The organism is Polaromonas sp. AER18D-145 (genome assembly GCF_002379095.1).
In the GTDB taxonomy this organism is placed as follows: Bacteria; Pseudomonadota; Gammaproteobacteria; order Burkholderiales; family Burkholderiaceae_C; genus Polaromonas.
This window is the reverse complement of sequence record NZ_NBZV01000007.1, coordinates 45,487-58,348: the sequence shown is the minus strand read 5'-3', so window position 1 is coordinate 58,348 and position 12,862 is coordinate 45,487. Positions and strand designations below refer to the sequence as shown.

The window sequence follows — 12,862 nt, the reverse complement described above, 5'->3', positions numbered from 1 at the left end:
CCTCCCTCGCAAGGCCGGCCGTGCCGGCCTTGCGTCCTTTCCCGATTTTTCTATTGGCGTTTTCATCATGAGCGAGATCCAGCCCCTCCACAACATCCACCCCTTCGACGCCCGCGGTGTTGCCAAACGCTTCCGCCACGCGGCCATCTTCGGCGCCCTGGAAAGCCTGCACCCCGGGGAAACCATGCGTTTCGTCAACGACCACGACCCCCTGCCCCTGCTGAGCCAACTGCAGCAGGCCTTCGGCGAAAAGCTGGGCATCGCCTATGTCCGGAGCGAACCGGGGGAAATCGTGATCGACTTCCAGGTACGCGGCTGAGGCCTTACATTCACCCCATGAAACTCACCGCCTTTACCGACTACAGCTTGCGTGTGCTGATCTACCTGGCCGCGCAGCCCCAGAAACGCGCCACGATTGCCGAAATCGCGACCTCTTTCGACGTGTCGGAAAACCATCTGACCAAGGTGGTGCACCTGCTCGGCAAAAACGGCTGGCTGGCCAATGTGCGCGGCAAGGGCGGCGGGCTCGAACTGGCCATGCCGCCCGAACTGGTCGGTGTCGGCGCGGTGGTGCGCCAGACCGAGGGCGCGGCGGTGGTGGCCGAATGTTTTTCTGATGAGTTCAACCACTGCGCGATCACACGCATCTGCCGGCTGCGTGGTGTGCTCGGTGAAGCGGTCGAGGCCTTCTACACCGTGCTGGACCGCTACACCCTGGCCGACCTGGTCCAGAACCGCCAGGCGCTGGCCAAGGTGCTGTTTATCGACAGAACTCCGCCCACGCCGGTGGCAAAACACGCCGTCTGAGCGCTGATGCCGGAGCTGCCATGACTGAGCCCAAAGCGCCATTTCCCTACGAAGGCCCTGAGGCACTGCGGCAGCCCCTGGTGGCGGCACTGACGCGGGTGGTCGACCCGGAGGTTGCCATGAGCATCGTCGATGTCGGGCTCATCTATGGCGTCACCGTGAGCGCCGAGAAACTGCATGTCCGGCTGACCATGACATCCGCCGCGTGCCCGGTCGCCGATCTCATCATCGACGAGGTTGAGACCGAGCTGGACCGCGTGGCACCGCCGGAATTGCTGATTGAAGTTGAACTGGTGTGGGAACCGCCCTGGTCCGCCGACCGGATGAGCGAACGCGCCAGGCGCTTCATGCAGTGGTGAACACGTCGCGCCGCCCCCGCCAAGCGCAACGCCAGACGGTGCCACGGTGGATCACCCTGGCCGTGCGGCCACTGCTGCTGGCAGGGGTCGCTCTGTCGCTGCTGGCCGGCATCGCAGGCGGACTGCTGCGCGCGGGCGTGGCACTTCCCGTCCTGCCGGATGCCACCTGGCCCGGCCAGGCCGCGCTGGCCCATGCGGCTCTGATGATCTGCGGTTTTCTCGGCACCGTCATCGGCATTGAACGGGCCGTGGCCGTCAAGCTGCGCACCGCTTTCCTGGCGCCGCTGGCCTCGGGTGCAGGGGGCGCGCTCCTGCTGCTGGGTCAGCCCGGGCCGGGCGCGTGGCTGGGCGTGGCCGCTGCGGCCATCTTCACCGCGGTCAACATCGTGATCGTGCGGCGCCAGCGCGCCGCCCACACCTGGCTTCTGCTGGTCGCCGCGGGAGCGTGGCTGACAGGCAACCTGCTGTTCGCCACGGCCCTTGGCAGCGTTGCGCCGCTGCCCTGGTGGTTCGCCTTTCTCGTGATGACCATCGCCGCCGAGCGCCTGGAAATGACGCGGTTGATGCGCCGGCGACCCGCCGCGGAGCTGTCGCTGCAGGCCGTGCTGGCAGCGCTGCTTGCCGGCGCGGCCTGTTCGGCCCTGGCACCCGTCGCCGGCGGTCTGTTGTATGGCGCAGCGCTGGCCCTGCTGGCGCTGTGGCTGGCAGTCTTCGACATTGCCCGCCACACCGTCCGGGCGCACGGACTCAGCCGTTACATGGCGGTTTGTCTGCTAGGCGGCTACGCTTGGCTGGCCGTGGCGGGTGCTGCGTGGGCTGCCACCGCCCTGGGCCTGCCCCTGCGCGACGCCGCACTGCACGCCCTCGGCCTGGGCTTCATCGTCAGCATGATGATGGGCCATGCACCGGTCATCCTGCCGGCCATTGCACGCGTCAAGCTGCAGTTCGGCGCCTTTTTCTACGTGCCGCTGGCCGTGTTGCATCTCTCCCTGTTGCTGCGCCTGGTCGCTGGAATGGCAGGTGACCCGCTGCGCAGCACCGGTGCCCTCCTCAATGCTGCCGCGATAGCGCTGTTTGCGGCCACCATCGCCGGCGCCGCGATCGCCTGGCGCATCCATCATGGCGGGCCCGACGCCCTGCCCCACCGAAAGACCGACCCATGACATCCCTCATCGCAGAACCTTCCCGCCCTTCGCCGGCACCCGCCGGCTGGGCGCTCTGGGACCTTGGCTTTCGTCCGTTTTATCTGCTGGCAAGCACTTTCGCCGCCTTGTCCATCGGCCTGTGGGCGCTGCAATTTGCCGGCTGGCTGGGCCTGCCCTACCTGCAGGGGCCGATGTGGCACGCCCACGAGATGCTGTTCGGCTTTGCGCTGGCCGTGGTCGTTGGTTTCCTGTTCACGGCCGGGCGCAACTGGTCGAACCAGCCAACGCCCACCGGCTGGCCCCTGGCCGCGCTGGCGGCCCTGTGGGTGGCGGGCCGGGTGCTGGTGCTCACACCCTTCGGCTGGGCGGCGGCAGTCGTCAATGTCGCGTTTCCCCTTGCCGCCGCCATCGCACTGGCGATTCCCTTCATCGCCGCGCGCAATCGCCGCAACTACTTTTTTGTCGGCCTGCTGCTGCTGATGTCGGCCGCCGTGCTCGGCATCCACCTGGCACAACTCGGCGTGGTGCGGCTTCCGGGCTGGGTCGGCATCCAGCTCGCCCTCGATGTCATGCTGTTCATCATGGCCGTGATGGGCGGCCGTGTGATCCCCATGTTCACCAACAACGGCGTCCCGGGCGCCAATGCCACGCGTCAGCCCCTGCTGGAAAAAGCCGCACTGGGCAGCGTGCTGGTGCTGCTGCTGGCCGACGTCGTCCAACTGCAGGGCGCGTGGCTGGCCGCCGTGGCTGGTGCCTGCGCGCTTGCCCACCTGGCCCGCTGGAGCCTGTGGCGGCCCTGGAAGACAGGGCGTGCACCGCTGGTCTGGGTGTTGCAGGTCGCCTACTTCTGGATTCCGGTGCACCTCGCGTTGCGCGCCCTGGCAGCCGCGGGATGGGTGGCCCCTTCGCTGGCCACACACGCGCTGACGGTGGGCGCCATCGGCGGCCTCATCATCGGCATGATGACCCGCACTGCGCGCGGCCACACTGGCCGGCCGTTGCGGGCCGACCGCAGTGATGTGGCCTGTTATGTCCTTGTCCTGCTCGCGGCGCTGGTCCGCGTGTTCGTGCCGCTCGCCGCCCCGGCCTGGATCATCCATGCCACGCTGGGGTCGGCGGCACTGTGGTCTGCCGGCTTCGCGCTCTATGCCGTGCGCTACTGGCCGGTGCTGACACGGCCGCGTATTGACGGACAGGCCGGCTGACCGCAGGCACTTTACCCGCCGGGCGCAAAATGGGGCCATGAAACCACCCAAGCGACTGCAGTCATTGATCGAAGAAGGCCTGATCGACACCGTGGTGCGGCAGTTGATGAGCGGCAAGGAAGCCATGGTCTATGTCGTGCGCTGCGGTGACGAAACACGCTGCGCCAAGATTTACAAAGAGGCCGACCAGCGCAGCTTCCGGCAGGCGGTGGACTACACCGAAAACCGCAAGGTCAAGAACACGCGCCAGGCGCGTGCGATGGCCAAGGGGACCCGCTTTGGCCGGCAGGCAGCCGAGGCGGCCTGGCAAAGCGCCGAAGTCGATGCACTTTACCGCCTGGCTGCCGCCGGTGTTCGCGTGCCCAAGCCGCACAACTTCTGCGACGGCGTGCTGCTGATGGAGCTGGTGACCGACGAACATGGCGACGCGGCCCCACGCCTGAACGATGTGGAATTCACGCCGGAAGAAGCGCGCCTGCACCATGCCACGCTGCTCACGGAAGTGGTGCGTATGTTGTGCGCCGGCGTCGTGCATGGCGACCTGTCCGAGTTCAATGTGCTGCTGGCCGCGGACGGCCCGGTCATCATCGACCTGCCGCAGGCGGTCGATGCCGCCGGCAACAACCACGCCAGCCGCATGCTGCTGCGCGATGTTGCCAACCTGCGCGGCTTTTTCGGCCGTTTCGCGCCTGACCTGCTGACCACCGACTACGGCCATGAGATCTGGGACCTGTACCAGCGCGGCGTGTTGCGGCCTGATACGGTGCTGACCGGTCGTTTTGCACACAAGCTCGGACCGGTGGACATGGGCGCCGTGATGGGCGAGATCAACGATGCGCGGGCCGAAGAGGCGGCACGCCGCCTGCGCATGCAGGCCCTGTAGGCACACGCGGCCTGGTGCCCGACAGACAGGCGCACCCCTTTCGTGTACGGTGGTCCGGCAGGCTGCACATCCCGTGCATGCGAAGGCCCCCATGAACAATCCTCACTACCCACCCCACACCTTTGGCGACCGCTTTGCCTACGCCTTTGTCCGCTTCCTGCGGTTTTTTGCCGACCTGTTTTTTGCCAAGCGCTACGGCCACCGCGCCATCGTGCTGGAAACCGTCGCCGCGGTTCCCGGCATGGTGGGGGCCACACTGACACACCTGCGCTGCCTGCGCCGCATTGAGGACGACAAGGGCTGGATACGCACGCTGATGGACGAGGCCGAGAACGAGCGCATGCACCTGATGACGTTCATCAAAATCGCGCAGCCCAACTGGTTCGAGCGCGGGCTGGTCATCCTGGTACAGGGGTTTTTCTACAACGCCTACTTCCTGCTGTACCTGGTCGCCCCAGGGGTTGCGCACCGCGTCGTCGGTTACTTTGAGGAAGAGGCCTGTACCAGCTACACCAACTACCTGGCGCTCATCGACTCGGGCGCCCATGCCAACGTGGCCGCCCCGCAGATTGCGAAGGACTACTGGAAGCTGCCCGCCGACGCAACCTTGCGGGACGTGGTGCTGGCCGTGCGGGAAGACGAGGCGGGCCACCGCGACGTGAACCACGGTTTTGCCAATGAGCTGCATGGCGGCGGCGCGCAGCGCCACGCCGCCGGCTGAGAACGGTTCTCCGGGCGTGTTTCAGCGCACCGGGTTTTCCAGGCTGCCGATCCCGTCGATCTCCACCCGCACCACATCACCGGCCTGGAGGTACTTCGGCGGCTTGAAGCCAATGCCGACACCGACCGGCGTGCCGGTGGCGATCACGTCACCGGGGTAGAGCGTGATGCCGGCCGAGAGGGTTTCGATCAGTTTGGGAATGTCAAAAATCAGGTCCACGGTCGAGGCGTTCTGGCGCTCCTCGCCATTGACATAGCAGCGCACCCTGGTTTTGGTACCGTCCAGTTCGTCGGCACTCACCAGCCACGGACCCATGGGGCAGAAGGTGTCGAACGATTTGCCCATGTGCCATTGCTGGTGACGGCTTTGCCAGTCGCGCGCAGTGATGTCGTTGACGATGGTGTAGCCCCAGACATGGGCCATCGCGTCTTTCGCGGCAATGCCCTTGCCGCCGCGTCCGATGATGACGGCCAGCTCGGCCTCGTAATCGATCGCCGTGGAAACCGCCGGCATCTCGATGGCGGCGCCGGGACCAACCACGGATTCCGGCACCTTGGTGAAGATGATGGGGTCGGCAGGAATGTCACCGCCCGATTTGGCGCTGCTGTCAAAGCCGCTGCCGGCAAACTCTTTCGCGTGCGCAAAGTAGTTTTTTCCGACGCAGAAAATATTGCGGCGCGGCCTGGGCAGCGGGGCGATGATCTGCACCTCATTGAGGGCGAGGGCGGGCAACAGGGCCGGCAGGGTGCCGCCACGCGCCTGCATCTCGATCAGCGCCTGCGCCCCAAAGTCGCTCTGCGCTTCGGGCAGATCAAAGGGCTGGACGTGCTGGAGGTCGGCGGACACCAGACCCACACCGGACCGGCCCTTGAGGCGGTAGGCAACAATTTTCATGGCGCTGTCTCTCTTTGTTTTTGCCCGGCAGGAAAGCGCCGCGGCGGTTGCGGAAGCAGGAGCCTGGGGGCAGACTCCTAGGGATTGCGATAACCCCAAAATTTCAGGCGGATGTTAGCATGCAAACCATAAAAAATGCGCTGGTTGTCGACCGGCCGCCGACCAACCCTCAGGAGACAAACATGAAACGCAGATCCGTATTGCTGGGTGCCTTGCTCATTTCGGCCACCACCTGGGTGGGCGCACAAAATGCGTGGCCCGCGCGCCCCATCACGATGATCGTGCCTTTCCCGCCCGGCGGCCTTGCCGACCTTGTCGCGCGCCCTGTGGCCGAAGCCATGTCGCGCGAGCTGGGTCAACCGGTGGTGATTGAAAACAAGGCCGGCGCTGGCGGCGGCATCGGCATGGGCATGGCCGCCAAAGCCAAGCCCGATGGTTACACCGTACTCCTGGCCCTGTCCTCGCTGACTGTCATTCCCGAGGCGGACACCCTGCGGGGGCGCCCGCCCATGTTTGCGCTGAACGACCTGCGCCCGATCGCCCGCTTCACTGCGGATCCGACCGTGCTGGCGGTGCGCGCCGAATCGCCGTGGAAAACGGTAAAGGATTTTGTCGAGGATGCCAGGAAGCGCCCGGGCGCGATCAACTACGGCTCATCGGGCAACTACGGCACCATGCATGTGCCCATGGAAATTCTCTCACAGAACGCCGGCGTGAAAATGACGCACATCCCCTTCACCGGCGCAGGCCCCGCGGTGGTGGCCCTGCTGGGCGGGCAAATCGACGCGGTGTCCTCCGGGCCCGCAACCGTGCTGCAGCACGTCAAGGCCGGCAAACTGCGGGTACTGGCCCATTGGGGCAATGGCAAGCTCGCTGCCCTGCCGGAGGCGCCCAGCCTGAAAGACGCGGGTTACAACGCCGAATACGCGCAGTGGTCCGGCCTGTTCATCCCCAAAGACACTCCCGAACCCATTGCCCAGCGCCTGCGCGCCGCCGCCAACGCTGCCGCGCAGGACAGCAAGGTCAAGGAGGTCATCCTCAACGCTGGCAGCCCGGTGCTCTACCAGGACGCTGCCGACTTCGAGAAATACGTGCAGGCCGACGCCAAACGCATGGCCGATGTCGTCAAGCGCATCGGCAAGCTGGATTAGGGTCTGCTCTCAACACCAGGTCTTCACCGGAGAACCTCATGGGCTTCAGAAAAACGTTGCTTCTTGCACTGGGCCTGGCCGCGACAGCCCTGACCACCAATGCCGCCGCGCAGGCTTACCCCGGCAAACCGGTGAAAATCATCGTGCCCTTCGCTGCGGGCGGCCCGGCCGACAACTACGCCCGCTTCATCGCGCAGCGCCTGCAGGATTCGCTGGGCCAGTCCTTTGTGGTCGACAACCGGCCCGGCGCCGGCTCCATCATTGGCACCGACATGGTGGCCAAGGCGGCACCCGATGGCTACACGCTGCTGATGATGTCCAACACCCACACAGTCAACGAAACGCTGATTCCGGCCAAGCCCTTCCAGCTCATGCGCGACTTTGTGGCGGTGGCGCCGGTCAACTACTCGGACCTGGTGTTGGTCGCCAACCCGGCGCTGCCGGCGTCGACCCTGAAGGACCTGGTCCAGCAGGCCAAGGCCCGGCCCGGCAAGCTCAATTACGCCTCCTCCGGTCCCGGCACGCCCTACCACATGGCCGGTGAACTGTTCAAAAGCATGGCCGACGTTTACCTCGTCCATATTCCTTACCGCGGCAGTTCCGGCGCGCGCACCGACGTGATCGGCGGCCAGGTCGATGTGATGTTTGATGCCGTCACCACCATGGCCGAGCAGATCAAGGCCGGCAAGGTCAAGGCCATCGCCACCACCGGCCGAACCCGTTCCGACGTGCTGCCGGATGTGCCGACCATGAACGAAGCCGGCGTGCCCGGTTATGAAGCCACGATCTGGCTGGGCCTGATGGCGCCGCGCGGCACGCCCAAGGCCGTCGTCGACCGGCTCAATGAGGCGGTCTCGAAAATCGCCAGCCAGCCGGAAGTCAAACAACTCTGGGTCAAACAGGGGGCCGTGCCGCTGCTGATGACACCGGAGGTATTCGACAAATACATGCGCGACGACATCGCCAAATGGTCGCGCGTGATCAAGACCGCCGGCATCAAGGTCGACTGAGACTGACAGACCGGAACATCCATGACCCCCCTTCATCTGCTCAGCGGCGGTGCCGCCAAAGGCCTGGTCTCCGCGCTGCAGGCCCGCTTTCTCGCACAAACTGGCCTGGCCATCGAAGGCAGCTTCAATGCCGTCGGCATGATGCGGGATCAGCTGCTGGCCGGGGCACCTTGCGATGTCGTCATCCTGACCGATGCACTGATCACGCAGCTGACCGAAAGCGGCCATGTGGTGGCCGGCAGTGCCCGGCCGCTGGGCGTCGTGAAAACCGGCATCGCCGTGAAAGACGGCGCCGCCACCCCCCTGCTGGACAACGAGGCCCAGCTCAGGCAGGCCCTGCTGTCGGCAAGCGCTGTCTATTTTCCCGACCCGGTCAAGGCCACGGCCGGCATTCACTTCATGAACGTGCTCAAACAGCTGGGCATTGATGTCGAACTGGGCGATCGCCTGCGCCCCTGTCCCAATGGCGCAGCGGCCATGCAGGCCCTGTCGCAGGCCGGCGAGCCCGGCGCCATCGGCTGCACCCAGGTGACTGAAATCATCTTCGCCCCGGGCGTGCAACTGGTGGCAGCCCTGCCGAAAGCGTTCGAACTGGCGACGATCTACACCGCCGCCGTCAGCAGCCGTGCGGCGCTGCCGCAGGCCGCCGCCGCGCTGATCGACCTGCTCACCAGTGAAGAAGCCGCCGGGCTTCGCAGCGCCGGCGGCTTCGAACCGTTGCCGGAATAAGCGGCAGCTGGAGAAAAATGGACAGCTGCGCCTCAGCCGCCCGTCATCGACAGCGCATGGGAGCAATGAGCTTCAAAAACCCTGCTCATCCGCTCCAGCAACGCCAGCTCTGGCTCGCTGGGCGCGGTTTCCTTGACAATGCGTTCATGCGTCTTCTTCCAGGCGGGCAGCAATGCTTGTATCATCTTGCGGAACCCTTTCATCGTTTCAGGCAGACGAAATCCGCAGTCCCCGCATAGCGCCTCCCACGAATGCGCACCTACCGCGTCAAACGTGTCCTCATCGCCGATATACAGCGCCAGACCGGTATCCCCATAGGCGCGCACGCACAGCAGGTCGTAAAACGGCGCAAGACGAAAGCCCGTGTCATCAACCAGCACTGACAGATTTTTGGCATGGGCATCGGCATTGCCGATCAGGTAGTTAAACATCACCCATTGCTGCAACTGCAGCAAGTCGCTGCCGCGCACGGGCAAACTACGCAGGGCCGCGACCAGCTTGGGCACACTGACAAGGCCGCCTTGGCGCTCGTACTTCCAGCCGGCGCCATGGCCCAGCAGCTGGCAGCCATCGAACTGGTGCAAACCAATAATGTTGCCGGCCACGTCCATTCGGTCGTAGCGTGCCACCAAGTACACCGGCTCGGGCACGCGCAGAAACCACACCTCGGGCACAGGCAGCTTCAAGGCGCGCGCCAGCTTCATGCATGCGTATTCGTTGATGGCGCTGGGACGGTAGCGCGGCTGACGCGTGTCGGGTTTCAGGATGTGGGTGGTGAGCGAGGTGCCTACACTTTCAGACAGCTGTTTGGAACGGCTGTCAAAACGCAGCCCCATTTTTTCCTGCGCGCCGGCCAACGACATGGTGGTCTGCTCGTTCGACAGCAGCAGGGGTTTCTGACTGTGCAGGCGCTCGCTCAGCACCTCATAAGGTAAAGGCCGGTATTGCTGCAATGGCGCGGGCTGCGTATCTTCGGGCAGCAGGGACAACACGCCCGGCAGTTCCCTGCCCAGTTGGCCCAGCAATTCAAACGTGGAGGGGTCGCGCAGCGCCAGGGCCGCGACCACGTCATCCAGCGCCGTGCCTTCGGGCAGCAGGTTCTCGAAGAAGCTGCGCACCAGCGCGCCGGTGAAACGGTCGCCGGACAAAGGAAACTGTGGCGCCAGCACATAGCCGCCCGGCTGCGCCAGCCACTGCGCGTCGTACTCAAAAAAGTATTCCCCCACCGCATGGCCAAACCAGCCCATGGGTCGGACATTGGCCCAGACGCGCAGGCGGATCATGCGGGAGGTGCCTCAGAAGGCCCATCGGTCGGTGGATTGCTTCTGCCGTCGTTCTGCCAGCCGCTCAGTGTCGCTTTCAGGCCCAGCCCTTCGGTGAGTTGCAGCATGAGCTCCAGCGAGCAGCGGCCGGGATTGCTCTCGGCGTCGCGAATAAAGGACGAACTGACGTTGCAAACTGCCGCTAGTTGCTCGCGCGATAGCCCCTGAAGCTGGCGCTCATGGGTCAGACGCTGAGCCAAGGCGTTCAATGTTTTTGTGTGAATTTGCATTTTTTGATCTTATGGGATCAATTTATTCAAAACAACCTCTTAATTTGAATAATTTGCTCTTGGAAGATCAAATTATTCACTTCAAGCAGGCATTCTGCTGCTAAAAATTAAATATAGAAGTGCATTTTGTCCCCAACAGAACAAATCAGGTGAAAAACATGATTAAAGCATGATTTTGCTCTCTTGAGAACAATTTTTTGACCGTTTGCTATGAATGCACATTCCACGGTGGCTGTGGAATGTGCTGCCTCTTGCCTTGTTGCCCCCTCCTCAGTGGATTCACGGCCACAGGTGCCGGGCGGGGCTTCAGCCAGGTCAACACAACATTGAAGGCACGGTGATCACCGCCCACCAGCGAAGAAGCCGCCGGGCTTCGCAGCGCCGGCGGCTTCGAGCCGCTTCCGGAGTGAACAGGCTCAGGCCCTCAAACCCTAGAGCAGCAAGGCATTGACCCGCTTCACATAGGCCGCCGGATCATCGGGCAGCCCGCCTTCAGCCAGCAAGGCCTGGTCAAACAGGATGTGGGCGAGGTCGTCGAAGTGTTCGCTGCCTTCGAGTTTTTTGACCAGCGGGTGCTGGGCATTGATCTCCAGAATCGGCTTGACCTCGGGCGCGGCCTGACCGGCCTGCTTGAGCATGCGCGCGAGCTGGGTGGACATGTCGCCGTCTTGCACCACCAGGCAGGCCGGTGAATCGACCAGCCGCGTCGTGGCGCGCACGTCGGAGGCCTTGTCCTTCAAGGCTTCCTTGAGCTTGTCGAGCACGGGCTTGAACTGGGTCTGCGCTTCCTCGGCGGCCTTTTTCTCGTCCTCGTCCTGCAGCTTGCCCAAGTCCACCGCACCCTTGGCGACCGACTGCAGCGGCGTCCCGTCGAACTCGTGCAGGTAGTTCAGCGCCCACTCGTCGACACGGTCGGTCATGAGCAGCACCTCGATGCCCTTCTTGCGGAAGATCTCGAGTTGCGGGCTGTTCTTGCCGGCGGCCTGGGTGTCGGCCGTGATGTAGTAGATCGCGTCCTGGCCTTCCTTCATGCGCGCCTTGTAGTCGGCGAAACCCACGCTGGTGGTGTCAGTCGTCGAACTCGCAAACCGCAGCAGCTTGGCCAGGCGCTCGCGGTTGGCGAAGTCCTCGCCCAGTCCTTCCTTGAGCACGGCGCCGAACTCGGCGTAAAAGCTCGCGAACTTTTCCGGCTCGTTGGCAGCCAGGTCCTCGATCATGGACAACACGCGTTTGGTGCAGCCCTCACGGATGGCCTTGACGGCGCGGCTTTCCTGCAGCAGCTCGCGCGAGACGTTGAGCGGCAGGTCGGACGAATCGACCACGCCCTTGACGAAACGCAGGTAGACCGGCAGCAGCGCCTGCGCGTCGTCCATGATGAAGACGCGCTTGACGTACAGCTTGACGCCGGCGGCCTTGTCGCGGTTGAACAAGTCCATCGGCGCCTTGGCCGGGATGTAGAGCAGCTGGGTGTATTCGGTCGCGCCTTCGACGCGGTTGTGCGTGGTCGCCAGCGGCGCCTGGTTGTCGTAGCTGATCTGTTTGTAGAACTCGTCGTACTGCTCGGGCGTGATGTCCTTCCTGGCGCGCGTCCACAGGGCGGCGGCCTGGTTCACGGTTTCCCACTCGTCGCTGGTCACCATTTCGCCGGGCTGGCCGTTCTCACCCTCTTTCCACGCTTCCTTCTTCATCAGGATGGGCAGCGAGATGTGGTCGGAGTACTTGCTGATGATGCTTTTGAGCTTCCAGGTGTTGAGGTACTCGGTGGCGTCGTCTTTCAGGTGCAGGATGACGCTGGTGCCGCGCTCCTTGCGCTCAATCATCTCGACCTCGAAGTCGCCGGTGCCGGCGCTGCTCCAGCGCACGCCTTCGGCCGCCGGCAGCCCGGCACGGCGGCTCTCGACGGTGATCTTGTCGGCGACGATGAAGCCTGAATAAAAACCGACGCCGAACTGGCCAATCAGCTGCGCGTCGTTTTTTTGGTCGCCCGAGAGTTTGGCCATGAAGTCGCGCGTGCCGCTTTTGGCGATGGTGCCCAGGTGCTCCACGGCTTCGATCTGCGACAGGCCGATGCCGTTGTCGGTGATGGTCAGGGTTTTCGCCGCCTTGTCGAAGCTGACACGCACTTCGAGATTAGGCGCGTCCTCATACAGCTCGGCGTTGTTCAGGCCTTCAAAACGCAGCTTGTCGCAGGCATCCGAGGCATTGGAGACCAGCTCGCGAAGAAAAATATCGGGGTTGGAGTACAGCGAATGGGTGACCAGCTTCAGCAGCTGGGCCACTTCGGCCTGGAAGGAAAGGGTTTGCTTGCTCATGTTGTGGGTTCTTGAAAATCAGGGGGAATAAAACAAACGCCCCTGGAGGTAGGGGCGTCGTCGCATATTTCAAGACCTGATTATCGCGGGTCCG

Annotated in this window: 14 protein-coding genes; 10 read left to right on the top strand and 4 right to left on the bottom strand. The window is 64.1% G+C overall.

Annotated elements, in window-relative coordinates:
- The first annotated feature begins 67 nt into the window (after window positions 1-67).
- From B7G52_RS05905 to B7G52_RS05875, 7 genes are all read left to right on the top strand, one after another.
- Window positions 68-319, top strand: coding sequence for a DUF2249 domain-containing protein (locus tag B7G52_RS05905; protein ID WP_096696711.1), 252 nt, complete (start codon window positions 68-70; stop codon window positions 317-319).
- A 17-nt stretch (window positions 320-336) separates the two neighbouring features.
- Entirely contained in the window at window positions 337-807 is a 471-nt protein-coding gene (locus B7G52_RS05900; protein WP_096696710.1) for an Rrf2 family transcriptional regulator, read from the top strand.
- A gap of 20 nt (window positions 808-827) precedes the next feature.
- Entirely contained in the window at window positions 828-1,166 is a 339-nt protein-coding gene (locus B7G52_RS05895; RefSeq protein ID WP_096696709.1) for a metal-sulfur cluster assembly factor, read from the top strand.
- A gap of 38 nt (window positions 1,167-1,204) precedes the next feature.
- The gene (locus B7G52_RS05890) at window positions 1,205-2,329 is read left to right on the top strand and encodes a hypothetical protein (RefSeq protein WP_240523338.1); all 1,125 of its coding nucleotides are present in this window, start codon (window positions 1,205-1,207) and stop codon (window positions 2,327-2,329) included.
- On the top strand, window positions 2,326-3,516 hold the full coding sequence (locus B7G52_RS05885) for an NnrS family protein (RefSeq protein WP_096696708.1): 1,191 nt from the start codon (window positions 2,326-2,328) through the stop codon (window positions 3,514-3,516). The genes B7G52_RS05890 and B7G52_RS05885 overlap by 4 nt, the downstream gene beginning before the upstream one ends.
- 37 nt (window positions 3,517-3,553) lie before the next feature.
- A complete protein-coding gene (locus B7G52_RS05880; RefSeq protein ID WP_096696707.1) occupies window positions 3,554-4,399 on the top strand; it encodes a PA4780 family RIO1-like protein kinase in 846 nt (281 codons plus the stop codon).
- Between the two features lie 91 nt (window positions 4,400-4,490).
- Complete coding sequence (locus B7G52_RS05875; protein ID WP_096696706.1) at window positions 4,491-5,120, top strand: alternative oxidase; 630 nt, start codon at window positions 4,491-4,493, stop codon at window positions 5,118-5,120.
- Window positions 5,121-5,141: 21 nt separating this feature from the next.
- Here the strand turns inward: B7G52_RS05875 and B7G52_RS05870 are convergent, their stop codons facing one another.
- The gene (locus B7G52_RS05870) at window positions 5,142-6,014 is read right to left on the bottom strand and encodes a fumarylacetoacetate hydrolase family protein (RefSeq protein ID WP_096696705.1); all 873 of its coding nucleotides are present in this window, start codon (window positions 6,012-6,014) and stop codon (window positions 5,142-5,144) included.
- Window positions 6,015-6,196: 182 nt separating this feature from the next.
- Here B7G52_RS05870 and B7G52_RS05865 point away from each other — a divergent pair, with 182 nt between their 5' ends.
- The 3 genes from B7G52_RS05865 to B7G52_RS05855 are packed head-to-tail and all read left to right on the top strand — an operon-like array spanning window position 6,197 to window position 8,904.
- A complete protein-coding gene (locus B7G52_RS05865) occupies window positions 6,197-7,165 on the top strand; it encodes a tripartite tricarboxylate transporter substrate binding protein (RefSeq protein WP_096696776.1) in 969 nt (322 codons plus the stop codon).
- 38 nt (window positions 7,166-7,203) lie between these two features.
- Window positions 7,204-8,175: a tripartite tricarboxylate transporter substrate binding protein gene (locus B7G52_RS05860; protein WP_096696704.1), complete on the top strand. Its 972-nt coding sequence runs from the start codon at window positions 7,204-7,206 to the stop codon at window positions 8,173-8,175.
- A 21-nt stretch (window positions 8,176-8,196) separates the two neighbouring features.
- Window positions 8,197-8,904 (top strand): substrate-binding domain-containing protein, encoded by a 708-nt coding sequence (locus B7G52_RS05855; RefSeq protein ID WP_096696703.1) that lies wholly within the window; start codon window positions 8,197-8,199, stop codon window positions 8,902-8,904.
- Window positions 8,905-8,936: 32 nt separating this feature from the next.
- Here B7G52_RS05855 and B7G52_RS05850 read toward each other — a convergent pair whose 3' ends face one another.
- The 3 genes from B7G52_RS05850 to htpG form a co-directional block, all read right to left on the bottom strand.
- Complete coding sequence (locus tag B7G52_RS05850) at window positions 8,937-10,187, bottom strand: HipA domain-containing protein (RefSeq protein ID WP_096696702.1); 1,251 nt, start codon at window positions 10,185-10,187, stop codon at window positions 8,937-8,939.
- Entirely contained in the window at window positions 10,184-10,456 is a 273-nt protein-coding gene (locus tag B7G52_RS05845) for a helix-turn-helix domain-containing protein (protein ID WP_096696701.1), read from the bottom strand. Before B7G52_RS05845 ends, B7G52_RS05850 begins: the two co-directional genes overlap by 4 nt.
- A gap of 431 nt (window positions 10,457-10,887) precedes the next feature.
- Window positions 10,888-12,768: a molecular chaperone HtpG gene (gene htpG / locus B7G52_RS05840; RefSeq protein ID WP_096696700.1), complete on the bottom strand. Its 1,881-nt coding sequence runs from the start codon at window positions 12,766-12,768 to the stop codon at window positions 10,888-10,890.
- Window positions 12,769-12,862: the final 94 nt, after the last annotated feature.

Coding starts and splice junctions, on each gene's coding strand:
- B7G52_RS05905 (WP_096696711.1), top strand. CDS start 68: ATGAGCGAGATCCAGCCCCTCCACAACATCCACCCCTTCGACGCCCGC.
- B7G52_RS05900 (WP_096696710.1), top strand. CDS start 337: ATGAAACTCACCGCCTTTACCGACTACAGCTTGCGTGTGCTGATCTAC.
- B7G52_RS05895 (WP_096696709.1), top strand. CDS start 828: ATGACTGAGCCCAAAGCGCCATTTCCCTACGAAGGCCCTGAGGCACTG.
- B7G52_RS05885 (WP_096696708.1), top strand. CDS start 2,326: ATGACATCCCTCATCGCAGAACCTTCCCGCCCTTCGCCGGCACCCGCC.
- B7G52_RS05880 (WP_096696707.1), top strand. CDS start 3,554: ATGAAACCACCCAAGCGACTGCAGTCATTGATCGAAGAAGGCCTGATC.
- B7G52_RS05875 (WP_096696706.1), top strand. CDS start 4,491: ATGAACAATCCTCACTACCCACCCCACACCTTTGGCGACCGCTTTGCC.
- B7G52_RS05870 (WP_096696705.1), bottom strand. CDS start 6,014: ATGAAAATTGTTGCCTACCGCCTCAAGGGCCGGTCCGGTGTGGGTCTG.
- B7G52_RS05865 (WP_096696776.1), top strand. CDS start 6,197: ATGAAACGCAGATCCGTATTGCTGGGTGCCTTGCTCATTTCGGCCACC.
- B7G52_RS05860 (WP_096696704.1), top strand. CDS start 7,204: ATGGGCTTCAGAAAAACGTTGCTTCTTGCACTGGGCCTGGCCGCGACA.
- B7G52_RS05855 (WP_096696703.1), top strand. CDS start 8,197: ATGACCCCCCTTCATCTGCTCAGCGGCGGTGCCGCCAAAGGCCTGGTC.
- B7G52_RS05850 (WP_096696702.1), bottom strand. CDS start 10,187: ATGATCCGCCTGCGCGTCTGGGCCAATGTCCGACCCATGGGCTGGTTT.
- B7G52_RS05845 (WP_096696701.1), bottom strand. CDS start 10,456: ATGCAAATTCACACAAAAACATTGAACGCCTTGGCTCAGCGTCTGACC.
- htpG (WP_096696700.1), bottom strand. CDS start 12,768: ATGAGCAAGCAAACCCTTTCCTTCCAGGCCGAAGTGGCCCAGCTGCTG.